15 protein-coding genes are annotated in these 24866 nt (G+C 37.4%); 7 read left to right on the top strand and 8 right to left on the bottom strand.

The annotated features are described in order from the left end of the window. Window positions 1-36: 36 nt before the first annotated feature. The 7 genes from NU09_RS04090 to NU09_RS04065 all read right to left on the bottom strand — a co-directional run bounded on the left by NU09_RS04090 (window position 37) and on the right by NU09_RS04065 (window position 4316). Window positions 37-408, bottom strand: coding sequence for a (2Fe-2S) ferredoxin domain-containing protein (locus tag NU09_RS04090; RefSeq protein WP_129749995.1), 372 nt, complete (start codon window positions 406-408; stop codon window positions 37-39). Beyond that, a complete protein-coding gene (locus NU09_RS04085; RefSeq protein ID WP_129749994.1) occupies window positions 398-1201 on the bottom strand; it encodes a nickel permease in 804 nt (267 codons plus the stop codon). The genes NU09_RS04090 and NU09_RS04085 overlap by 11 nt, the downstream gene beginning before the upstream one ends. 3 nt (window positions 1202-1204) lie before the next feature. Beyond that, the gene (locus NU09_RS04080) at window positions 1205-1540 is read right to left on the bottom strand and encodes an SH3-like domain-containing protein (protein ID WP_129749993.1); all 336 of its coding nucleotides are present in this window, start codon (window positions 1538-1540) and stop codon (window positions 1205-1207) included. A gap of 18 nt (window positions 1541-1558) precedes the next feature. Continuing rightward, the gene (locus NU09_RS04075; protein ID WP_207209751.1) at window positions 1559-2233 is read right to left on the bottom strand and encodes a nitrile hydratase subunit alpha; all 675 of its coding nucleotides are present in this window, start codon (window positions 2231-2233) and stop codon (window positions 1559-1561) included. Next, window positions 2203-2517 carry an SH3-like domain-containing protein gene (locus tag NU09_RS04070; protein ID WP_129749992.1) on the bottom strand — a complete coding sequence of 105 codons (315 nt, stop codon included), beginning with the start codon at window positions 2515-2517 and terminating at the stop codon, window positions 2203-2205. Before NU09_RS04070 ends, NU09_RS04075 begins: the two co-directional genes overlap by 31 nt. Before the next feature lie 1120 nt (window positions 2518-3637). Next, the gene (locus NU09_RS17225; RefSeq protein ID WP_262708011.1) at window positions 3638-3772 is read right to left on the bottom strand and encodes a hypothetical protein; all 135 of its coding nucleotides are present in this window, start codon (window positions 3770-3772) and stop codon (window positions 3638-3640) included. 163 nt (window positions 3773-3935) lie between these two features. Further along, on the bottom strand, window positions 3936-4316 hold the full coding sequence (locus tag NU09_RS04065) for a hypothetical protein (protein WP_129749991.1): 381 nt from the start codon (window positions 4314-4316) through the stop codon (window positions 3936-3938). A 634-nt stretch (window positions 4317-4950) separates the two neighbouring features. On the opposite strand from NU09_RS04065, the gene NU09_RS04060 reads away from it, so the two are divergent. The 6 genes from NU09_RS04060 to NU09_RS04035 all read left to right on the top strand — a co-directional run bounded on the left by NU09_RS04060 (window position 4951) and on the right by NU09_RS04035 (window position 18094). Continuing rightward, window positions 4951-9168 carry a hybrid sensor histidine kinase/response regulator transcription factor gene (locus tag NU09_RS04060; protein ID WP_242501817.1) on the top strand — a complete coding sequence of 1406 codons (4218 nt, stop codon included), beginning with the start codon at window positions 4951-4953 and terminating at the stop codon, window positions 9166-9168. A 191-nt stretch (window positions 9169-9359) separates the two neighbouring features. Beyond that, the gene (locus NU09_RS04055; RefSeq protein ID WP_129749989.1) at window positions 9360-12440 is read left to right on the top strand and encodes a SusC/RagA family TonB-linked outer membrane protein; all 3081 of its coding nucleotides are present in this window, start codon (window positions 9360-9362) and stop codon (window positions 12438-12440) included. Window positions 12441-12453: 13 nt separating this feature from the next. Further along, a complete protein-coding gene (locus tag NU09_RS04050; RefSeq protein WP_129749988.1) occupies window positions 12454-13929 on the top strand; it encodes a RagB/SusD family nutrient uptake outer membrane protein in 1476 nt (491 codons plus the stop codon). Window positions 13930-14006: 77 nt separating this feature from the next. Then, complete coding sequence (locus NU09_RS04045; protein ID WP_129749987.1) at window positions 14007-15065, top strand: glycoside hydrolase family 130 protein; 1059 nt, start codon at window positions 14007-14009, stop codon at window positions 15063-15065. Continuing rightward, window positions 15065-16357, top strand: coding sequence for an MFS transporter (locus NU09_RS04040; protein ID WP_129749986.1), 1293 nt, complete (start codon window positions 15065-15067; stop codon window positions 16355-16357). The genes NU09_RS04045 and NU09_RS04040 overlap by 1 nt, the downstream gene beginning before the upstream one ends. An 18-nt stretch (window positions 16358-16375) precedes the next feature. Then, window positions 16376-18094, top strand: coding sequence for a hypothetical protein (locus NU09_RS04035; protein ID WP_129749985.1), 1719 nt, complete (start codon window positions 16376-16378; stop codon window positions 18092-18094). Between the two features lie 71 nt (window positions 18095-18165). Here NU09_RS04035 and NU09_RS04030 read toward each other — a convergent pair whose 3' ends face one another. After that, a complete protein-coding gene (locus NU09_RS04030) occupies window positions 18166-19959 on the bottom strand; it encodes a hypothetical protein (RefSeq protein ID WP_129749984.1) in 1794 nt (597 codons plus the stop codon). 280 nt (window positions 19960-20239) lie between these two features. Between NU09_RS04030 and NU09_RS04025 the strand changes: the two genes are divergently transcribed. Next, window positions 20240-24866: PKD domain-containing protein (locus tag NU09_RS04025; protein ID WP_129749983.1), on the top strand; the 4627-nt coding region annotated here is incomplete at its 3' end.

Raw genomic sequence — 24866 nt, 5'->3', positions numbered from 1 at the left:
ATCCTGAGAATTAATAACTAGATTATTTATAATCAGTTATTTAGTTTTTTTCACCTGAGCCTTCCCTACTTTTATCTCAGCTGTATTTACGACTGCATCCCCATATTTATATAACCTTATGGATTCCGGAGTTTCACCATTCATAATATAGCTGTTTACAAAAGCCATACAGGCATCGGCAGTAATTTCTTTAAACCATATACCATCAGGCTGGCTAATTACTACCGGTCCGTCGTTACACCTGCCATTACAAAGGGTTATGGTAGTGTGAACCCTGTCCGAGATTCCTTTCTCTGATAACAGGGAACGAATACGCAGAGTGCTTTCCTCCGCACCTTTAGCCTTACAGCTCCCGCCATTACACAGGAACAGATGCATATGGATATGCGTTAAGTCTTTAATGGCCATGTTCCTCCTGATTGAATTGTAATGATTTTGTAAGATACAGGTAACCGTAAAATATAGCCATGAGTATAAAAAAACCTATTCCAAACGCAGTAAGGACGGTGTCATCAAGAGAAAGCGCCGGATAAAGCAGTGTGGTGACCTTATAACACCCCATCACCAGAGAAAGTATGACTATCAACCAACCCAGTTTTCTTCGATAATCCGAAACCGCTGAACTGTCCATCGATCGCCTCAACAAAAAATACATAATCCTACTATCCATTGTAGCTGTCAGGATCAGTCCTGCAGAAAAAGACAAGCCCAATACCAATGCTCCAAGAATACTGAAATTACTTGATGCCGTGTAAGCCCATGCGGCAACCTGCGTATTTGTATCAAATACTGTTGCAAATAAAACACCAGTTAAAATAATTGCTAAAGGGCTGCTACTGTTTCTGAGTGTCTTTGGCATAAAAAAGACTTTTAGACCCTGAGGCGTGTAAGCAGTTCGTCTGAGAAGCATCTTAAGATTCATCAAACCAACTAAAATAAGTAGGATGCCCGGTATCCAATCCAAAAAATGCCACAAATCAGCTGAAAGGTTCCACTGTTGGCTGAAGCCACTTATAATAACAGCTATAAACGTGACTACAGAGCCATGTCCAATAGCAAATAGGGTTCCTGCCCATCGGGCTGCCCTCGGACTGGAATAGGACAGTCGAACACTTATTCCATCGATAATGGCAATATGATCAGGGTCAAACCCATGCCGCAATCCGAGCATAAACATCAATACTATCCCTGATAATTCCATAGCTTAAAGTGTTACATTGAACCTTGCTGCGACTTCTTTGGTTTTCACCGCTATCGCATCGGGAGTCAGAATGCCCTTTTGAAGCAAGAGGTTGGAAGCGGAAACGATCCATTTTTCATAGTACGACAACTGGCTAGCCATCTCACTACCTATATTTTCTGTCCCCCTTCGTTTTTCTTCGGTGTTAATAATCTTGTGATAATCCAAGACGTCCAACAATGCGTGGCAACGTTTTTCCCAAGGATAGAGTTCTCTTTCAAAAATATGAACCTTGTCGGTACTGCATCCGGTTCCACCTATGTCGTTAGGCAGTTTTTTCACTAATCTTTCACTTGACATATCGCATGAGTTTTGTTGTTATATCCGGGGAATTGTTACCCCTATCATAGTATCCCTGGTTACAAGACTTTCGAGTTCAGCCTCTGTAAAATTTTCTGTTCCCTGTGGCCTCAATGGCAGTACCATGTAGCGTTGGCTGGCAGTTGAGTCCTGCACAACAATCTGCACATCATCGCTGATCACAGTTCCGAATTCAGCCAATACGGCACGGGGTTCCTTTACAGTACGTGCGCGATACTCCTTGCTCTTGTACCAATCCGGTGGAAGTCCTAATATCGGTCTGGGATAACAGGAGCAAAGTGTACAAACGATGACATGATGGACCTCCGGAGTATCCTCCAATATGGTAAATTCAGTATTATCATATATACTTATTCCCATTTCCTCCGCTGCCGCGTTCCCGTTGTGAATAAGCCGAACCCTGAAATCCGGATCAAGCCAGGCTTTTACAACAAGTTTAGACCCCAATACCGGCGATCGGGAATCGAGAACCTCAATCTGTTTTCTTACTTCATCAGCCTTGATAATTCCTTTTTCTATCAATAATTCCCGGATACTTATTTCAAGTATCTCATAATAACCGGGTTTTTCTTCATTTACAATTGGTGTATGGTCATGCTCATGACCATCTGTATGATCATGACCGTGGTGGTGTTCGTTCATCATAGTGCGTTGTTTATCGGGTCCAACCAAGGTTCAAATACTTCTATTTCAAGCAAGTCATCATCTTTGCCTTCATAATCAGGCCAAAGCTCCTTCTGAGGAATTGTTACCTGATAATACCATTCTTCATCGCCGGCATTCTTTCCGAAAGCTTCTAGTTCTGGATTTATATGCCTGCCAAGATTCTTTACGATCAAAACAGTCTTTCCCCTTACATACATCGGTACACGATAGTGTCCAATCGGAAACTTTTCAGCTATCTTGGCTTTTTCTCCTTCTTTAAATAATGCAGGTTTATGATCTACTATTTTCATGGTCATTGTGTATTACAGTTATTGTAACGCCAACAGAAAAAAATTACTCTTGGATTGCCTGGAATAAGTCTAATCATACTGTGCAAAGTTTTATATGCCAGGTAATGGATATCTTCAAAATTATGTGAAAGGAAAAAAATTATTGGAGTAGTTTCGGGCTATAAAAATGTACATTTCCGCCATAAAGATTATTTAGGAATAAGATCATTAATAATTATAGCGCAGCAGAATAGCTGGATAGATATTGTGACTAAAGAAAGTAGCGGTAGATGTCGGTAAAAAAAATAGAGTTACAATGTTTTAGTTTTTCACATCCCGACAAATGGTCTCATATTTTTTTTTATAAATTTGCTCCAACCATTGGCTTAATGTGTTCTTACAACTTCTTACATAGTAATATAACTAACTTGAAAATATAAGGCTCTTTTGTTTTTGTTTGTTATATTTTGTTCAGATATGCGCATAATTTGTATGTCAAAGTCTGAAAAACCTAATAAATATTAGGTTTTTACTTTCTGCATCGTAAATTCAACTATCAGTATAATCTTTATAAGGGTATAAATGATTAACTTTGTATTAGTATTCCCCTCTAACGATCAATTAATTTGACACGTGAGTACTTGATGCAAATTGGGTGCAATACAATTTTGAAAATTTAAAAACATCAATAAATATGCAGGTTTCCGGACTTAGGTTCGATTCCCGGCGATTCCACAGAGACGGTTGGAAACAGAATTTGCAAAGTTTGCAAAACCAACCAAAATCTTCTGAAAAGCCTATAAAACCTGCAAATTTATTGATTTGCAGGTTTTTTTATTTCTACCTGTTTCAACATGATTTTCAAAAGCTGGCAAAGTTTACGGTGCAATTTCGGTGCAATTCTGCTGCATCGGAAAAAGTGCCACGATTTTGCCACAGACACTATCATAAAGAACTGATTTACAACCAGTAAATCGTTGACTGTAATATCACCCGTACCGCTATTCAAACTAAGGTCCATCTCACTATAACGAACGCCATAGTTATTACCCATTTCTATTAAAAAAGAATCAGTACTTGTAAATATATAATACAAGCTCTGGCTACCCGGTTTGGGTATAATGACAGCTGACTGGGTACTTTATACACCGCCCAGAAGTACTGTACCATTAGGCATTATATTTTGATTTTTATCCCTAACTATTTCTCCATTAGTATAGAAAAGCATCTGTACTAATTCATCCGATATCACAGCGCAGCCTTTAAATGTCTGCATTAGATTGTCAGTTAAGGTTACTGGTGCTCCACTTTTGAAATCTAATCCTGCGTTATTTCCAAAATACCATATATTGATTTCTTTTTGGGCAAAACCTGAAAGAAGTTAAGAAACTAAAAAGGTATATGATCTTTTTTTTCATATTGACTATAGTAAACCTTACTTACATCTTTGATATAAGTTCATTTTCATAAAACGACACATTCTTTTTGATGTACTCTATATTTTGAATAGAATAATTTTTCTTCTCCAAAAATTCCAAAAATTCCTCAGGTAAATGCATTCCGTAATTAGTTATATAATAGGATAGATATGAAGGCCAGATGTATACTCCATCTGTTGAATAATATACATAATCTATCTGCTTATTATTAAAGACATCCGTAAAAACTCCCATCCAATACGAAATTGCTACTCCTTGTTGTAAATAAAGAATAATCTTACCCAAAACCTCTATACTATAATTTTTTTTATTTAAAACTTCAGTAAGCGTTTTCGCTCCATCAACTTTATTATACTCTTGTATAGATCCTAATAATACCATGTTTATTATAATTAATCTACTGATCTTTCAAATCCCTGATAAAACATTTTAAATCGACCTCCATTATCAATAAGATATTTACCCCTTCCAAAAAAATAATTTTACTGTAATAGCACTAAATACGGTTCTGTCGCATTTGTATATTAAAAGCTAATATATTTAATAACTCTGAATTTAATCCGCCAATTTGCAAAATGATTTGAACATACTTGTTCCATGCTTAATTATCTGATTTTTAGTTAGCATATGTATAACCTCTATTCTACTCAATGTTCTCTTAGCCGATTCAAAATTTTAAAAGCCTAAACTATTTTGTATTCTGCATCGGGTAAATAAATACTACTCCTTAACACACAATAAAATTATCTTAAATCTTAAATATCACTACGCTGAAAGTATAGCCAGTACTGACAAATCTTTATTGTCAGTTACCTATATTAATCCTCATAAGAGATAATTGTCTTTAATAGGGTATTAACTGATTTTATAAATCTTACTGCGAAAAATCTTTACAAGAATTAAGTAGTCAACCGGAGTATTTATAAAATAAATATTATTACATTTAAAACCACCTGGTTTGTTACTTATGTTTTACTATTTAATCTTAAAGCCCGTCAATACTTTAAAGAAAATATTGATAACTATAAATGCTTTCAAAAAGATTGCATATACAGTAAGTTTATTCCTAATCATCAGCCTTTGCTTTTCCTTATTATTTATTTCCTGCAATAATTCAAATCCCGGAAATACCCAAAAGGAAAAAAATGAGATTTCACAAAACAGCAAAGAGCATAAGTTATCCCCCGAAAAAATAAGTCAGGAATATTCTCTTGAGGAATTGGATAATTCTGCAGGGTTATCTAACAGTTCTGTCAACTGCATTTTTCAGGACTCACAAAACCTTATATGGATAGGTACCTGGGATGGCCTTAACCGTTATGACGGAAACTCATTTAAGACTTACAGACCGGAGCCAGGTAATGAAAACTCAATAAGCAATCAGGTTGTCTTAAAAATTGTTGAAGACAAAGAGGGAAAAATATGGGTGCTTACCATGCATGGAATAAACTGTTATGATAAAAAAACAGATACATTCTCTCATTATTACTTTTCAGCAGACACGAGCACTCCCCTCTCTGAATCTCATTTTAATTTAGCTCTAAATGCAGATAAAGAAGTCTTTTGTTCAGTAAAAGACTGGGGATTAGGATATTTTGACGGTAAAATTTTTCAACATCTAAACATATCCGTATTAAAAGGAAAAACAATACTTAGATTACAGTTTTTAAACAATGAAAAATTATTGGCATTAACTGAAGATAATGACCTTTATACTATTAATATAAAAAAATCAGGAAAGAACAAAACAGTTTCTAATTCAGTAAAAATAAATTCTGGTATAAGAACATTCAACACGTTACCTGATAACGGTATATGTATTGTTAACACAAGTGGTGTAAGTACAATATTAAAAGCTTCAGGTGATAAAATTCCTATAAGTAAAGAAACAGAAAATATTATCGGGCATACCGACAAAGAAATTATACTCTCGGAAAAATCTGAATATCTTATAACTGATTTTTCCGGTAACATAACAAACACAAAATGGGCAGCACTCTTATCTAAATATAAGATTACTTCAATTACAAAGGGAACAGAAGGGTTATTATGGATAGGAACCGATGGAGACGGAATCCTTAAAATATCCTTGCAGGAAAAATCATTTAATAATATTTCTAAAGCATATATTCCTGAGATTGATGGCGGTATAGTAAGAGCTTTTCTTAAATCTGACGACAACTCTATTTGGATAGGTACAAAAGGCAAAGGGCTGTTCCATATTCAAAGTGACCTGTACCCTAATGCTAAAACACCTTTATCATACACTTACTTTAATGAAAATAACAGCATGATAAACAATGCTGTTTATGTTATTTCTAAAGCGAAAGATAACCTTATACTTTTTGGAACAGATGATAATGGAATAACAGTTTATGATGAAAAAGAATCTAAATTAATATACTGGAAAGATATCGCAGGTAGCGACAAATGTGGCTATTTTAAATCAGTATATGCCATATACCAGGATTTGGATAACAATATCTGGCTGGGTACTAACGGCTACGGCATGATTAAGCTAAAAATGGAACGTGACGGCAAAAAACTTAAAATTACTGATCACAAAAAATATATTGCCAGCAATGCACAACCTAATACTTTAAGCAGCAATATTATATTTTCTATTGTTCCAAAAGATAATAACAAACTATGGATAGGAACGCGTTTGGGCGGACTTAATGTTTTTGATAAAACAACCGATGGTTTTACTTCCTTTAAGAATAATCCTCACGACAAAAGCCTTTCAAGTAATGACATTTTATGCTTAGCCGTTGATGCAAAAAATACTTTATGGATTGGAACCAGCTATGGGCTTAACAGATTAGACAGCTTAACCGATAATAACAAAGCATTTTTTACACACTATACTGTAAACAACGGACTTCCTAACAACACTGTTCACGGAATTATACCTGATGAAAATTCAAGCCTGTGGATAAGTACAAACTTTGGCCTTTCAAATTTTAATATAAGTGAGGGTAAGTTTACCAACTATGTGAAAAATGACGGATTACAGAATAATGAATTTGCAGATGGGGCCTTTTATCGTGATAGTGAGTCGGGTTATATATTCATGGGCGGAATAAAGGGTTTTAATTATTTCCTTCCTAAAAATATCACTCAATCTAATGACTTACCCGATTTGTTTATAGATAAAATAAGCGGTCATAACCAGTCTGTTCCTTATTATCAGGGATTATTAGTATCTCCTGACATCAATACACCTCCTTCTATAACATTAAAACACAATCAAAACTTTTTTGACATACACCTTACGGCACTAACTTATATAAATAATGAAAAATGCACGTATGCATATCAACTGGAAGGATTTGATAAAGGATGGAATACCATTGATAACCGAAAATTAATTTCGTTTACAAACGTTCCCCCGGGCAATTATTCTCTTTGGATGAAATGGTCTAACAGTGATGGTGTTTGGACAGATCCTGTACATACCATAAATATAAAAGTTAAGCCGGTGTGGTGGCAGTCTAACACAGCGTTAATTATATATTTTGTCCTTGCTCTTTGCTTTATTCTTTTTGTCAGAAGCTATTATTTAAAAAGACAATCTTTAAAACAAAACATTCTTTTCAGGCAAAAAGAAGAAGAATTACATGAAAACAGATTAACATTTTTCACCAATATTGCGCATGAGTTTTTAACGCCTCTTACACTTATTAGTGGTCCCGCTCAAAAACTATCCGAAACAAATAATCTTGATGACCGCAACAAAAAGTTTGTTAATATGATCAAGAGAAATGCTTCCAGACTTTCTTTTCTTACACAACAACTTTTAGAGTTCAGAAAAGCTGAGCACGACCATCTTGATGTAAAAGTAAGGGAGTTTGACCTGGTAAATATTATGGAGCAAATTGCCGAACTGTTTGATGACTGGGCTATTGATAAAAATATTGACTACACGCTAAACATTCCACATACTATGAAAGGGTGGTTTGATAAAGAAAAAATTGAAAAGATTGTTTTTAACCTGCTGTCAAATGCATTTAAGTATACCCCTGCTAACGGTAAAATAAATCTTGAATGCCTTATAGAAGATTCTCCTGATAAAAAGTTAAAAATAGCGGTTACTAATAACGGTAAGGGTATCCCTAAAGAAAAGCTGGAATCAATATTTGATCGTTTCTTCCTATCAGATCCAAATCAGGTATCTGATACCGAAATGTTCAGGACAGGTATAGGGCTCGCCTATGTAAAAAGGCTTGTTAGCGTATTGAGAGGCGAAATCACAGTATCCAGCATTCCTGACGAGAATACTGTATTTACCATTATAATCCCTTGTGAAAAAGAGTTTTTCACGGGAACAGAAATAGATTTAGGGATTACCCCTTCTTTTATCTCGCACCAGCTTAAGGATATTCTTGAGGAAACATTACCCGAACAGGAAAACATTCCTGAAAAAATTATTGCTATTGATAAGGCGGAAAGCCATAAAAAGAAAATTCTTATTGCCGAAGATGAAAAAGAAATTCATACCTATCTTAAAGATCTTTTAGGTAATAAGTATGAATTGATTTTTGCTCTTAATGGTAATGAAGCGCTGAAAATTATGGAAACCGAAACACCTGACATCATTATAAGTGATGTTATGATGCCTGTTATGGATGGTGTTGAGTTTTGCCGTACAGTTAAAACAGATGTAAGGACCTGCCATATTCCATTTATAATGCTAACGGCAAAAAGCTCTGTAGAACACAGGATTGAAGGGCTTGAAAGTGGTGCAAACTCTTATATACCAAAACCATTTTATCCTGATCACCTATTGGTAAGGATACAAAAGCTTTTAGAAGAAAAAGAGCTTATTCTAAAACACTTTGTTCAGGATACACTTGTAGACAACCTGCCTGAAATACCTATTAATAATGATGAAAAGACTTTTATAAAAACAGTAATAGACCTGATACGTGAAAATATAGATAATGAAAAACTCGACAGCGCTTTTATTGAAAAGGAAATGGGTATTAGCAACTCACAGTTATACAGAAAGACAAAAGAAATTTTTAATCTGTCGCCGGGCGATCTCATAAGGACTATACGATTAAAATATGCTGCAGAGCTTCTCCGTAAAAATATATTAACCGTATCAGAAGTGTGCTACAAATCGGGCTTTAATAATCGTTCTTATTTCTACAGGGAGTTCAAAAAGATATATAAAACCACTCCTAAAAATTATCAGCTGCAATTTAAAAACAAGGCTGCTGCATTTTAGAATAGTTTAGAAATCAACATTTTACAGATAGTGTACACTTTTGAAGAAATAGTGTACACTATTTTTTATGCCTCATAATTACATTTACAACGTTTTCGTAACCCAAAAAAAATAAATATCATAATTTAACTAACCTAAAATTACGAACATGAAAAAAAATTTACTAATTATTAACATTTTACATTTTTCATATGAGTAGGAAAATTATTTACAATTTGCTCCTTATGTGGGCAATGTTATCAGGTAGTGTAATTTTTGCACAAACTGTTCAGGGTACTGTTTCAGATAAAACAGGTCCTTTACCATCAGTCAATGTATTAATAAAAGGTACATCTGTAACCACATCAACTAATATGGATGGTGGGTATGTTTTAAATGATGTTCCGTCAGATGCAGTATTAGTATTCAGTTTTGTAGGCTATGGCACACAGGAGATTGCTAATGACGGAAGCGGAATTATAAATGTGGTAATGCAGGAAGATACAGTAAACCTAAATGAAGTAGTAGTAACCGGTTATGTGGGACAAAAGAAAAACTCCATATCCGGCGCTGTTGCTCAGGTAGATATGGATAATCTTTCCAAAACCAGGATACCGGATGTAGCACAGGCTTTACAGGGGCAGGTTGCCGGTGTATTTGTTGCTGCAAATACGGGTGCTCCCGGAGACGGAATAAAATTAAGAATACGCGGAGAAGGCACACTGGGTAATAATGATGTTCTTTATGTAGTAGATGGTGTACCTACACGTGATATATCTTTCCTTAATCAGGGAGATGTAAAGTCTATGACGGTTTTAAAAGATGCGGCTTCGGCAGCTATATATGGTTCCAGGGCAGCAGGCGGTGTGGTAGTAATTACTACTAAACAGGGAACAAAAGGCATATCGAGCTTTGATGTTGATATTTTTACAGGAATTCATAATGCTACAAACTTACCTGATCTTTTAAATGCCGACCAATATCTTACCGTAAAAGATATGGCTTGGCACAATACAATTGGGAATGATCCTACAGCAGAAAGCCCTTATGCTTTTGACCGAAGAACAAGAACCGATTTAGCCGATACAGACTGGCTTGATGAATTATTCACTACCGGTGTATCTAACAACCTTCAACTTTCAGCCAGCGGAGCTTCTGATAAGGTTAGATACATGGTTTCGGGTGGATATTATGGAATAAACGGTATAGTTACAGAAAATAATGATGCTTACAGAAGGGTAAACCTGAGAACTAATATTAATGCAGACGTTACAGACAGGTTTACTGTAGGTGCTAATGTGCAGCTTAGCTTCCAGTCTCAGGATAAACTTTCTTCAAGTGGAGATGCTCCGGGAGTTATACGCCATGCTTTAATACGACCTCCGGTATTATCTGTATACAAAGATATAAACGACCCTACATACTCAGTTAGAGACCCTTATACAGATCTTCCTTTTTATACGGGGCCTAACGACGGATGGAGTAAGATATATGAATATTCATCAAACCCTCTTGCTATTGTACATTTTACTGATGATAAGAGAAATACATACCAAACATTTGGAAATGTATTTGCCGAATATGCTCTTTTAGGAGATAAATCATTAAAATTCAGGAGTAACCTTGGAGCAGATATCAGATTCTCTCACAATAAAAACTTTGCTGAAAATTATGGAGACCCTAACATAGGAGACCCTGGTAATGTTTACTACGGATTAGGAAGAAACAACAGGCCGAACAGCCTTAATGAAAATAGAGGTCAGGATGTAACCTTTACATGGTCTAACACACTTAACTATGTAAAAACCCTTAATGAAGTTCATAGCCTTAATATTCTGGCAGGTTCAGAGTTTATTAAGAATAAGGTTGATGCTATAGGCGGAAGCAGATCAAATTATGATAATACTACCGATCCTTTCCGTTACCTTGATTATGGTGGGTTAGGAAGCGACAATACTCCGTACCCATATAGTTCGGGTTCTGCCAGTCAATGGAGCCTTTTATCTTTCTTCGGATCAGGAACCTATGGTTACGACAATAAATACTTTGCTACAGCTACACTAAGAGCAGATGCTTCCTCAAGATTCGGACCTAACAACAAATGGGGATATTTCCCTTCATTCTCTGCTAACTGGATTATATCCAAAGAAGAGTTTATGCAAAACATCAGCTGGTTATCTTACACAAAACTAAGAGCAAGCTGGGGGCAGGCAGGTAATCAGGAAATACCTAATAATGCTTATGAAACACTGGTTTCAACCACAGGAGGTGTTGTAAATATTGTACGTTACGGTAACCCTGATTTAAAATGGGAAACCACCACACAAACCAATGTAGGTATAGATTTCGGTTTCTTAAATGACAAACTATCTTTCTCGGTAGATTATTTTAATAAAACTACCGATGATATACTACTAAGCGTAGGGTTACCGGCGGTATCAGTAGGTGTTATAGGCAGAACCTATGTAAATGCCGGACAAGTAGAAAACAAAGGTTTTGAATTTTCACTTGGCTACAAAAACAACGATAATGAGTTTAAATATGGTATCAATGCAAATTTAGCCACACTTGATAATGATGTGACTAAGCTGCAACAGTATGTACAAAACATCCAAGACGATGCCACCCATACAAGAACTCAGGTAGGACAGCCGATAAGCTCATACTACGGTTACGTTTTTGACGGTATATACCAAAATCAGACTGAAGTTGATTCTTACCTGTATACTAATGCTAATGGTGCACAACCGGGAGACATGAAATTTAGAGACCTTAACAACGACGGACAAATAAATGCCGATGACCGCACATTTATAGGAAACCCTATACCTAAGGTAACATACGGTCTTGCATTTAATGCTTCGTACAAAAACTTTGATTTTTCATTCCTTTTCCAGGGAGTTAAGGATGTAGACAGGTATAACGACATGATACAAATATTGGATTACGACAGCCGTCCGTTCAACTCAACTACAGATGTTTTAAACAGCTGGAATGGTGAAGGAACCAGTAACACTACCCCTCGCCTAACCTTTAATAATAACGGAGGTGGCTTTGTATCGAGCAAGTTTGTAGAAGATGCTTCATACTTAAGGCTGAAAAATATTGAGATAGGCTATACACTAAACAATGTTATTAAAGGAATTTCCAATCTGCGACTTTATGTTTCAGGACAAAACTTACTAACCTTTACTGATTACAAAGGACTGGATCCGGAATCTACTTCACTGATAGATAAAGGTACTTATCCGCAATCAACAGCGGTTATTTTTGGAGCAAGGGTAAAACTTTAGAAAAAAAAGAATCATGAAAAATTATATAAAAATAGGACTATTTATAAGTATCATCTCACTTACTGCCTGTGACGACGAACTTACTCAGGACCCAATAGGTCTTACTACCCAGGAACAGGCAAACACCACTCCTACTATAGCTACTATAGAAACAGCAGTAAAGTCTTCTTACGACCTGCTTTCTAACAGGCTTAATATTTTAGGAGAATGGGACTGGGCCGGAGGGCTTGTTTTCCAAAACGATTATATTCTTCAGGATATAGCTTCTGATGATATGAAAAAGAAATGGGTTACAGACGGAGACCAACCCTGGATAGATGATATTGACAATTTTACTTTTACCTCAACTAACGGCGGACCTAACGGACTTTGGAAGTACAACTACGAAGGTATTAAAAGGCTGAACATTGCCATAGAACTACTTACAAACCCTGATATAGAATCTATTACAGGCATTACAACAGCCAGAAAAAATCAATTGTTAGGAGAAGCATATTTCCTTAGATCATACTATTACTTTTCGCTGGTAACAAATTTTGGTGATGTTCCCTTAATTTTAAGACCGGTAAAAACATATCAGGAAGCTTTTGAAGTTGCTGTAAGGGTAGACAAAAATGAGGTTTGGGATAATATAAAAGCCGAACTTGTTTTATCGAAAGATTTACTTCCTAACTCTAAATACTCTTCTGACACTGAAAAATGGAGGGTTCCTAAAGGTGCGGCGATAGCATTACTTGCCAAAGCTCAATTATACACGCAAAATTGGGCAGAAGTTCCGGGATTGGTAGACCAGCTTCCGGCATTAGGATACAGCCTTAACGCAAACTATTTTGACAGTTTTACCAGTGAGTATGATGATAATGAAGTAATTTTTTCATTTGACCATCAAACTAATGCAACGCCAAGAAGAGGAAACGGTATCTGCGCCCCTCTTGGTTGGGGATTCTTTGCTCCGTCTGATGATTTCTTAAATGCTTTTGAAACGAACGATCCACGCAAACTTTATACAGTAGATGTTGATAATCAAAATGTAAACAAGATGTTGGGAAGCCTTGACGGAACCAATAAAGGTAATGATGATGCTCCTAACAATAAAGTTTACATACGTTATGCGGATGCCTTGCTTTGGAAAGCCGAAGCTCTTAATGAAACCGGAGATCATGCAGGTGCTATAGCTATTCTCAATCAGGTTAGGGAAAGGGCCAGAACCACTGTAGATGCAAACGGAGAAGTTCCTCCTGCCGGCACATTGCCGGACAGGCCTGCTTCTACCGATATGGCAACCGTAAAAAACTGGCTTATTTCTGAAAGACGTGTTGAGCTGGGCTTTGAAAACCAAAGAATGCTGGATCTTAAACGTTGGGGAATCGCACAGGAAGTAATGCAGGATCATGGTAAGAATTTCCTGCCAAGGCATATGCTTTATCCTATTCCGCAATCAGAAATAGATGCATCAGCAGGAACTTTAACACAAAACGAAGGTTACTAAATACTTGTTGGGTTAGTACTCGGGAGCTGCCCATTCAGCCCCGGGTTAACCCAATTAATTACCACAATAATTATAAAATGAAAGACATAGCAAAACGTTTTGCACAAAACCCACTACTATCTCCGGCAGATTTAATTCCCAGTACTGAAGGCCTTGAAATTACATGCCTTCTTAATCCGGGTGCCTTTAAGTTTCAGGAAAAAAGCTGGCTTATAGTGAGAGTAGCCGAAAGGCCTAAACAAAAAGAGGGTATTATTTCCTTCCCTATCCTTACCGAAACAGGAGATATAACAATTATAGAAATAGAAAAAAATGACCCCGAGCTTATTGCAACAGATGCAAGAGTTATCAACTATAAAGGAACAGATTACCTTACTACATTATCTCACCTGAGGTTAGTATGTAGTGACGACGGTATAAATTTCTACGAACCGGAAGATTATCCTAAGCTGGTAGGCGAAGGTATATTAGAAACCTTTGGTATAGAAGACTGCAGGGTAGCCCAAATTGAAGGGAAATATTACCTTACGTTTACTTCTGTTTCTGATAATGGTGTGGGTGTAGGCCTAAGAACTACCGAAAACTGGAAAAACTTTGAAAAGCACGGAATGATATTCCCTGCCCACAATAAGGACTGTGCCATTTTTGAAGAAAAAATAAACGGTCTTTATTATGCTCTTCACAGGCCAAGCAGTGTAGACATAGGCGGTAATTATATATGGATTGCCTCATCTCCCGACAGTATTCACTGGGGAAATCATAAATGTATAGCCAAAACCCGTAAAGAGCAATGGGACAGCAAACGCATAGGCGCGGGAGCTGCCCCTATAAAAACTGAAAAGGGCTGGCTGGAAATTTATCACGGAGCAAACGATAAACATCAGTATTGTCTGGGGGCATTATTACTGGATCTTAATGACCCTTCAAAAGTACTTGCCCGAACGGAAGACCCAATAATGATTCCGACTGCCAATTATGAACTGACCGGCTTTTTTGGAAATGTTGTATTTACTAACGGTCATATTCTAAAAAATGATAATGATACCGTAACGGTTTATTATGGCGCATCTGATGAGTTTGTTTGCGCTGCAGATTTTTCTATTAAAGAAATCCTTTCACTTTTAAAATATAACTAATGCTAAAAAAACTTACAACAGAGGTTACTCATTTTAAAAGACAGTCGCATAATTTTCGAATACTTGTGCTTACCAATCTGGTCTACGCTCTTGTATTACCTGTTATAGACATATTTGTAGCAGCTTACATAATGAGAAATTCTAACGATACCTCAAAGGTTGTAATATATCAGTTGGCCATATATACTGGCATCCCTATAACATTTCTTATTAATGGTTTTCTATTAAAACACGTTAACATCAAAAAACTATATTCTGTAGGAATGATGTTAAGCGGTGTTTCCATGATAATCATGATGTCACTCAAAACACTTAATCTTACAGGTATTGGAGTAGCAGGTATTACTATGGGATTATCTTTTGGATTATACTGGTCTAACCGCGATTATCTGGCTGTATCTACTACTAACGACAACAACCGTAACTATTACTATGGTCTGGAAACATTTTTTTATACTATTATCGCTATTGTAGTACCGGCAGCTATCGGCTGGTTTATACAATCTAAAAACGGAGAAGAAGAAAAACATGGTGCTTATGTTATAATCACCGCAATTGTATTTGTAATTACTATGGCCGCATCTATGGTTTGTTACAGGGGCAGATTTGAAAACCCTATCCAAAAAAAATATATCTTCTTTAAATTTCATCCGTTATGGTATAAACTGCTTTCACTGGCTATGTTTAAAGGTTTGGCACAGGGCTTTTTGGTTACGGCTCCTGCTATGCTTATATTCAAAATTCTTGGCGAAGAGGGTGCATTAGGAAATGCACTTTCAATAGGCGCCATACTTGCCGCAATAATCATTTATTTTATAGGACGATTCTCCAAACCTTCAGACAGGATTAAAATTTTCGCAGTAGGACTTATACTGTTTGCAGTGGGAGCCTGCCTTAATGGCGCTGTCTTTAACGAGACCGGGGTTATTATTTTCCTTCTTTTACTACTTATAGCAAAGCCTTTAATGGATTTAGCCTATTTCCCTATTCAACTAAGGGTTATAGATATTGTTTCCAAAATAGAAAAAAGAGGAGAGTTTGTATATATACTTAACCACGAAGCAGGTTTATATGCAGGGAGATTATTTGGTGCAGCTACATTCCTGGTATTATATTACACCGTATCAGAAGATTTTGCTTTAAGATATGCCATAGGGATAATTGCACTTTTACAATTATGTTCGATATTTATCGGTAAAAAAATAATTGCACAGGGTAATAAAATAGCCCCGGAAGAAGAGGCTGTTGAGACACCTAAAGTATTGGAAGAAACAGCATCAAATTTAGTTTAAGCCTTAAAACACCAACAAATGAATACCTTTTTAAAAACCTTAATATTATGCTTTTTATTATCTGCCTGTTCTGTACAGCCACGAGTTGAACAAAAGCCTATAGAAAGGGTTAATAAAATGGCTGATATGCCACAGCCCTTTGAAATAATTGACTATAACAAAATGGCACATGATTTTAATAATGTTGTATTTGATTTTGACGCAACAGGAGAATTTTGGCCACTAGTATGGATCGATAAATCTCAAAAAAACTATCCTCAGGATGTGGTAGGACTATATACTGCAATAGGAGATGTTAGGCAGGGGCCTGATAATAACGAAGGTATGTTTCATGAAGCATTGGCAAACATGGGAGCCACACTTGGTGCCACCTTAATTGGTATTGATAAGACCAACGATAGGGGAATTGATTATGTAGGAATGCTGAAAAATTACTTTAACAGCGAAACAGGATGGGATATAATGATGAATAATACCTGTCCGGAAGTTGCCCTTTTAGGGGGTGGCTATGGGCGTGACTGGTGGTATGATGTGTACCCTAACTTATTGTTCTATGCTATATATGAAAGATACCCTAATGAACCCGGGCTTGAAGAAATTGCACGAAAAATTGCCGATAAGTTTTATGAAGCTGATGTTATACTAAAAGGCGATTACAACTATTCTTATTTTGATTATGGAAAAATGGTTCCTATGAAAAATAATATTTGCATTCAGCCCGATGCAGCAGCCGGTCACGCATGGGTTTTATATGCTGCCTATAAAAATTTTGGTGATAAAAAATATCTTGATGGAGCCTTGTCTGCCCTGTCAGCTTTACAGTCACAATCTCAAAATCCTACATATGAACTGCTAATGCCTTTTGGTGCTTATCTTTCTGCAAGAATAAATGCCGAACTGGGTAAAGATTATGACGTAGACAAAATGCTGGACTGGAGTTTTGACGGTACAGCCATCTGTCGCGAAGGATGGGGGGTTTTGGCAGATAAATGGAATGGTTTTGATATTTCAGGCACAGTGGGCAGCACTGTAGATCACGGAGGCTATGGCTTTTTAATGAATACATATGATGCAGCATGGCCTTTAGTGCCTTTGGTAAGATATGATCAGTCTTATGCCGGTGCTATTGGTAAATGGATGCTTAATGCTGCTAATGCTTCAAAATTATTTTACCCGCAATATATGCCTGATGAGCATGAAACTATTCCACAGCTGGCTAATGCCGGAAAAGGAGTTATTGCTTATGAAGGAATTATAAAACAATCTAACCTTCCTGAATACCAGGATGTAAAAGCTCCGGTTGCACAGGGTGACGGACCATTATGGGTTGCGGGTAAAAACCCACCTCAATCGCAATTAAGTGTGTATGGTAGCGGGCATGTAGGTATATTTGGTAGTATTATCCAAAAAACTGATGTTGAGGGTATATTACAACTGGATTTGCTGGCTACGGATTTCTTTCATGATAAAGCTTATCCTACCTATCTTTATTATAACCCTCATGAAGAGAGCAAAACCATAACAGTAAAAACTCCTAAAGGACAAACAGTAGATTTATACAATACTGTTTCGGGTACTTTTATTGCAAAGAATGTTTCCGATTCAACTAAAATTAAAATCAGCTCTAAAGAACCTGCAGTTATAGTAATGGTACCTTCAAAAGGAGAAATCACTTACTCCGGAACAGAAATGAAAGTAAATAATGTGGTTATTGATTATCACATCCAGGGAAAATAATATAATAAAAAGCCAATTCATAAATTATGAATTGGCTTTTTATTACTTAATTACCTGAGGTAATATGGACTCTAATTCAATATTATATTTTCCAATTGTACCTTGTAATATTGAAGACTAATTAATATTTCTTCCTTTCCCTCAAAAAAGTCATTATTATTAAACAGCTTTTCATAATAATTGACTCCTGTTAAAAGATTATCCTTAAAAACCGACCATTTCTTTAGTTGTACGGCAGTCCTGCCCCCTTCAAAAATAAGCTGTTCCTTTAAATAATTAATATAAAGTTCTAACTCCTTTATAAATATATTTGGTCGTTTTGCGTGCTGTAAAACAGATGAGTATCCGTAAATATGCCTTACCATATCATATAAAGAAACTTCCTTATCAAAATAAGCCATATTGGGTCCCGGGCAAATTACTACCCCCTGCTCCTCTCCTTTTATCTGAATATCATTTTCCATATATGCCGAATTGGCCAATCCGACACACAGGCATGACTTTACAACAATAGTATCGTGTTTTTCTTTATAATCAGCTTCAGAAATTTCATGCTTACATTGCTCCAATTCAAAAAGCTTACGCTTTTGGTATTTTCTGGATGCTGTGCAAATTCCTTTCCCATCATACTCATTATGCAGTGCAAGTAATTTTTTAGGACACGAGCTGCCTGCTTTATTCTGCTCAATACGACTACTTTTAATACCATCGTTAGTTGTTCCTTTAACGGTATTAAAAGGTACTCCCAAAGGCGATATATTACTTTTATAAAAATCTTGTTCTGTCGCTCCAATTAAGAGTTTACGTGTAGCCGCATCGGTAGTTGTTGCCTCAGGAACCAAAAGGAAAGGCGATCCCCAACCTACTGAATCGGTTTTATAATATTCCAACAAAAACTGATGTTCTGCTGCTGTACCTACACCTCCCTGAACAGTTATCTTTACCTCTAAAGGTTCTTTAGGGATAAAAGCTTGTTTTTGTTCCAGTTCTTTAACCCATAATTCATAAGCTGAATTTATAAGCTCCTCTCTTTGTTGTTTAAATTCTTCAAGGATAGGCCCTAACAAAAGTCCGTTTGTGGCAAAGGCATGGCCTCCGCAGTTAAGCCCGGATTCGATTCTGTATTCACTTACCCAAATACCCTTTTTGGCTAAGAATTTACTTTGTATTAAAGCCGACCTGAAATCACTTACTTTTAGTATAACTTTCTTTTTAAGTTTTCCGGATTCATCCGGAAAAAAATCAGGAAATTCAGCCAGATAATTATACAATGAAGGGTTCATACCAGCAGATAGTACCACCGATGATTCCAGTCTACTATGTGCAAAACCTCTTAAAGAAGCATGGGCGTCATTATAGCAGGAAGGCAATACATCATCATTATTATAATTGGCTTTATCAACCTTAGTCATAATATTTACATCTATCGCCCCGGGCCTGAAATGCTTAGAGAGAAAACTGCGTATTTCGTTTGTTTTATCAAATGGACTTGAAGCGTAAAACTGCAGGCCTTTCCTTAGGTGAGATACTTTAGGAAGCATTTCAATAAAATTATTTAGTGCCTTTTGGCTATTAGCCAGTTCTGCACAAAAGGAGCCATAGCTCTGCTTTACAATTTTATCTACCGTATTTAAATAGGCCGTTATACGTTCTGCCCTGTAATCAAGTACTTTTTTTGAAATTTCCTTATACGGAAGTTCAAATTTTTCGCTGTAAAAAGCATGCATTTTCTCAATCAGTTCATCATCTACAATGGAAATTACTGAGTCTATACCAAACTGTGCCACTTTAATTGGGGTATCTATAGTATAGGCAAGGCCCATAACGGGAATATGAAAGCTATGCGGATTTTTTATAGTTGTCATTATGCAAATAATTTATCTGCAAATATTAGATATCGCCGCGACACAAAAACTGATATTTATCATACTCTGGTTAATGTTTAATTATATTCATATAACAGACTTTCAACATCTATAAAGAATTATAAAACAACAGGAGAAAATAAAAAATAACTATCTATAATTTAGATAATTAGCAATAATTTTCTCTTATTTTTTTTAGTTAACTGTTCCTTAACAAAATATTCGTAGGTTTGCTGCACCAAACTAATTATTAACCACCCCACTATTAATAAAATTGTGTATGAAACAATTTTACGTTCTTTTCGCGCCCCTGCTATTTTTTTTCACGTTACCGGCTTTATCAGGCACCGTAAGTGTTTTTGATATAGATCCACCGGTAGTAATGGGTACGTCTATATTGTGCGGCCCTGGTGAAGCTACTTTAAATGCAACTGCTGTACCTACGGCTCAAATTTTGTGGTATGATGCAGAAACAGGCGGTAACTTACTAAGTACCGGTCCAAGCTTTAGTGTCAACCCGTTATCGGTAACCACTACTTATTATGCCGAAGCAAGTCTTAATGGAGAAACTTCAACAAGGACATCATTTACGGTTACTGTAGCTGATCCTCCGGTTATAAACGATGTCGATTTTGTAGACAATCAATGTTCCGGACTGGATATACTTTTCTCTCCGGATATAAGCAGCGGTACGCCGCCCTTTAACTATTCATGGAACTTTGGCGACGGAGTAACTTCTACAGAAATGACTCCATCACATCCTTTTAACAGTATAGGGTGTGGTACTCAGGTTTTTGATGTTGCCGTTACCGTTACCGATGCTAACGGATGTAGCGCAACCTACACTACTCCGGTAACTATTAAACAAAGGCCACATGTAGCCATTGAGGACCAGAATGTATTTAATCCTTTCAGTAATTGTGATAACAGTCCGTCACAGGGTAGTTCCAATTACACCATTACCATAGATAATATTTCGCAAAACACCTGCGCTAATAACTATTCCATAGACTGGGGAGACGGTAATACAGAAACAAACCTTGCATTTACCGATTTTCCGCTAGACCATACTTACACTCAGTTAGGTTCCTTTAACCTTGCTGTTACGGCATTTGGTGCTAATGGCTGTAATAATACAGAAATATATGTGGTGGCTAACCAGAGTAATCCTGCGGGAAGTTTAGGTACGTTAGGTTCTACAACCGGGCTTTGTGCTCCGGCAATAGTACCATTTACCATAGGCAACTGGGAACTAAACTCACCGGGAACAACCTACATACTTGATTTTGGTGATGAAACATCTGTAACACTAAATCACCCGCTTACAGAAACCACAATTTACCATAGTTATGCAGCGACTTCCTGCCCTAACGGAAGTTACACCGCAACACTTACTGTTACAAATGCATGTGACAGTACTCCATATACTGCCGGTAATGTACAGGTAAGGATAAATCCTACTGCACAATTTACAGGTCCTGCAAGGGCTTGTACTAATGAAAACGTATGCTTTACCAACACTACACTACAGGGAACATTTGGACCAAGTTGTAATGAATTGACACAATATACATGGAATTTTGGAGATCCTTCATCACCGGACAATATTGTCACCGTAAATACTACAGGCGCTCCCGATCAATGTCATACATTCTCGGCACCAGGTACCTATACGGTTACACTAACAACCGCAAACCCTTGTGGTGACTCTAATTATACACAAACTATTTGTATTGAGAGTCCACTTGCTCCGGACTTTACCCTGAATACTACAGAAGGTTGTGCACCGCTACTGATTGAAACAACAAACATTACAGACGAAAGTAATTCGTGTAATGTTATCTATACCTGGAGTGCAACATTTGTTCCTGCCGATTGTGATTCTAATACTGCTCCGGAATGGGATTTTGCTAATGGCACAACTGCTGATTCTGATGAAGCTGATTTCACTTTTAATGCTGCAGGTACATACACCATAAGACTTATCGCTACTAATATTTGTGGTAGTGAACAGATAACAAAAACAGTTACTGTAATAAGACCTCCAACAGTAACTATAGATACTATAGACGATTTATGTGGTGCTACCGAGGTAACTATAACACCAACGGTAACCCTTACCGAATGTAACGGTGGTACACCTACTTACCTTTGGAATTTTCCGGGAGGTACACCATCTACCTCTACAGATGAAGCCCCGAGCGTAACTTATACTACATCGGGCTCACACACTTTTAGTGTTGAAGTTACTAATGCCTGTGGCACCATATCCGATTCAGAGTCAATAATTATCGGCCCAATCGTATTTGCTGAAGCGGGTGACGATGTTACTATCTGTTCGGGCAGTACTGCTTTAGAAGGCACTGCAACAGGAGGCTCAGGATCCGGATATACTTACAGTTGGTCACCAACAACAGGATTAACGGGAGCAAACACAGCTACCCCTCAGGCCTCACCAACAAGTACAACCACTTATACACTAACCGTAACGGATTCTAATGGCTGTACCGCTACCGATGATGTTACCGTATTTGTAAACGAACTGGATCAGGGAACAATAGCAGCCTCACAAACTATTTGTAATGGTGGTGACCCGGTAGCCTTTACAGAAGTTACCCCAGCTACTGCAGAGGGTACAATTACTTATCAGTGGGAAAGCTCTGTAACAAGTAACATAACAGGTTATACTGATATTCCGGGAGCTACAGATGCTACTTATGATCCGCCAATTGCAACTCAAAATACATGGTACAGAAGAAAAGTTACCAGTACCTTAAACGGTGTGGAATGTACCGCTACAACTAACTTTGTAGAAATAATAATAAATGATGTTTATGAAGGTATAATTGAAGATGACCAAACCATATGTACAGGTGGTGAGCCAAATACGATTACCGTTTCAATTCCGGCAACAGGTCAGGGAACACTTACCTATCAATGGCAAAGCTCAACAGATAATATCACTTTTACAGATATTGCAGGGGCAACAGCAGATACTTATAATCCGGGAGTGCTTACCGCTACAACATATTACAGGCGTGTTGTTAGCAGCACTTCTAACGGAGTTGCATGTACCGCAGTAGGTAACACTGTTATCATAACCGTAGAACCAGACCCGGTAATAGACGTACATCCATTAGCTACTCAGTCGCTTTGTCAAAATGCACCGGCCACTCCGCTGGAAGTTACAGCTTCGGGAGGTGTAGGTACATTTAATTACCAGTGGTACAGTAATACAGCTAACGATAACACTTCGGGCACACCCGTAACAGGAGCAACAGCAGCTACATTTACCCCGCCTACAGATATTGCAGGTACATTATATTATTACTGCGTTGTATCTCAAACCGGGTTGGGGTGTACCGTTACTTCGCAAACTGCCGAAGTAAACATTATAGCTGCTCCTGTTTTTAGTGAGCAACCTCTTTCCAGCAATGTATGTTTAAACGGCACACCTAATACGCTTTCCGTAACTTATACAAACGGTACGGGAACACCAACCTATCAATGGTATTCTAATAGTGTTGATAACAGTACAACAGGAACCGAAATTGCAGGAGCTACAAGCCCTACCTACACACCTTCTACCACAACAGAAGGTACTACTTATTACTACTGTGTGATTACCTTCCCTGTAGGCGGATGTTCGCTAATAACATCGGATACTGCCGAAGTGAATGTAAATGCTATACCTGTAATAACTATACAACCAACCGAAACACAAAGCTTATGTATTGGCGGTACTGCTTCTGAGCTAAGTGTAGCTTATGATAGTGACGGAGGTAATGCTACCTATCAGTGGTATAGCAATACAACCAACGGCAATACAGGCGGTACAATAATAGCAGGAGCAGATCAGGCTAATTATACACCTCCTGCTTTTACAGCCGAAGGAACTTATTATTACTATGTAACTGTTGATTTTGAAAATAACGGGTGTGGTAACCTTACCAGCGAAGTAGCCGAAGTTATTGTAGTACCAGATCCGGTAGTTACACAACAACCATTGGCAACCCAGTCGTTATGCCAGAGTCCGTTTGCAGAAGATCTGACTGTAATCGCTACAGGCGGGGTAGGATTACTTTCATACCAATGGTACAGTAATACAGCAAACAACAATATAGGAGGAACTGAAATAGCTGGTGCAACAACAGACACCTATTCCCCTCCTGCCACTACCGTAGGGACAACCTATTACTACTGTATAATTACAGCAGAAGTGTCGGGTTGTGAGGTAACAAGTGATACTGCAGAGGTTATTGTAAACCCTTCACCTTTAGTGAGTACACAACCACAATCAGAAGACCTTTGTTTTGGTCAACCAATATCAGAACTTAATGTGGACTATACTAACGGCACAGGCACACCAACCTACCAGTGGTACAGTAATACAGTAAACGATACAACTACAGGCACTCCTATTGCAGGAGCAACATCTGCCACATACCAGCCAACAGACACCAACCCGGGAACTTTGTACTACTATTGTGAAATTGTATTCCCAATTGAAGGCTGTTCTGTAATCCTATCAGAAACTGCTGCGGTATCAATCTACACACTACCGTCGGTTAACGATATTAATGAAGAAACCTGTAGTAATGAAACATTTACCGTTATACCTACCGATGGTAACGGAAACAACGTTCCTGCAAACACTATGTACACCTGGACAGCTCCGGCGGGTACAGGCTTTACAGGTGGAAGTGCTCAGGCGACTCCGCAATCGGAAATCAGCCAGACATTAACTAATACTACCAACGCTCCGGTTACGGCTACCTACACGGTTACACCTGTTGTAAATAACTGTAACGGTGAAACATTTACAGTTGTAATTACCCTATACCCTGCTGCAACTCTTGAAGATGGCGAACTACTTGTTCTTTACAGTCAACAAGTGGCTGGCTCTC

Origin of the sequence: Flavobacterium beibuense (assembly GCF_004151245.1) — a bacterium.
Taxonomy (GTDB): Bacteria; Bacteroidota; Bacteroidia; order Flavobacteriales; family Flavobacteriaceae; genus Flavobacterium; species Flavobacterium beibuense_A.
Note: the sequence above shows the minus strand (reverse complement) of the source record. Positions and strands in the feature narration are given on the sequence as shown.

What these genes read in the sequence shown, in the direction of transcription:
- NU09_RS04090 (WP_129749995.1), bottom strand. Translation starts at nt 408, where the DNA reads ATGGCCATTAAAGACTTAACGCATATCCATATGCATCTGTTCCTGTGT.
- NU09_RS04085 (WP_129749994.1), bottom strand. Translation starts at nt 1,201, where the DNA reads ATGGAATTATCAGGGATAGTATTGATGTTTATGCTCGGATTGCGGCAT.
- NU09_RS04080 (WP_129749993.1), bottom strand. Translation starts at nt 1,540, where the DNA reads ATGTCAAGTGAAAGATTAGTGAAAAAACTGCCTAACGACATAGGTGGA.
- NU09_RS04070 (WP_129749992.1), bottom strand. Translation starts at nt 2,517, where the DNA reads ATGAAAATAGTAGATCATAAACCTGCATTATTTAAAGAAGGAGAAAAA.
- NU09_RS17225 (WP_262708011.1), bottom strand. Translation starts at nt 3,772, where the DNA reads ATGCAGACATTTAAAGGCTGCGCTGTGATATCGGATGAATTAGTACAG.
- NU09_RS04065 (WP_129749991.1), bottom strand. Translation starts at nt 4,316, where the DNA reads ATGGTATTATTAGGATCTATACAAGAGTATAATAAAGTTGATGGAGCG.
- NU09_RS04055 (WP_129749989.1), top strand. Translation starts at nt 9,360, where the DNA reads ATGAGTAGGAAAATTATTTACAATTTGCTCCTTATGTGGGCAATGTTA.
- NU09_RS04050 (WP_129749988.1), top strand. Translation starts at nt 12,454, where the DNA reads ATGAAAAATTATATAAAAATAGGACTATTTATAAGTATCATCTCACTT.
- NU09_RS04045 (WP_129749987.1), top strand. Translation starts at nt 14,007, where the DNA reads ATGAAAGACATAGCAAAACGTTTTGCACAAAACCCACTACTATCTCCG.
- NU09_RS04040 (WP_129749986.1), top strand. Translation starts at nt 15,065, where the DNA reads ATGCTAAAAAAACTTACAACAGAGGTTACTCATTTTAAAAGACAGTCG.
- NU09_RS04035 (WP_129749985.1), top strand. Translation starts at nt 16,376, where the DNA reads ATGAATACCTTTTTAAAAACCTTAATATTATGCTTTTTATTATCTGCC.
- NU09_RS04030 (WP_129749984.1), bottom strand. Translation starts at nt 19,959, where the DNA reads ATGACAACTATAAAAAATCCGCATAGCTTTCATATTCCCGTTATGGGC.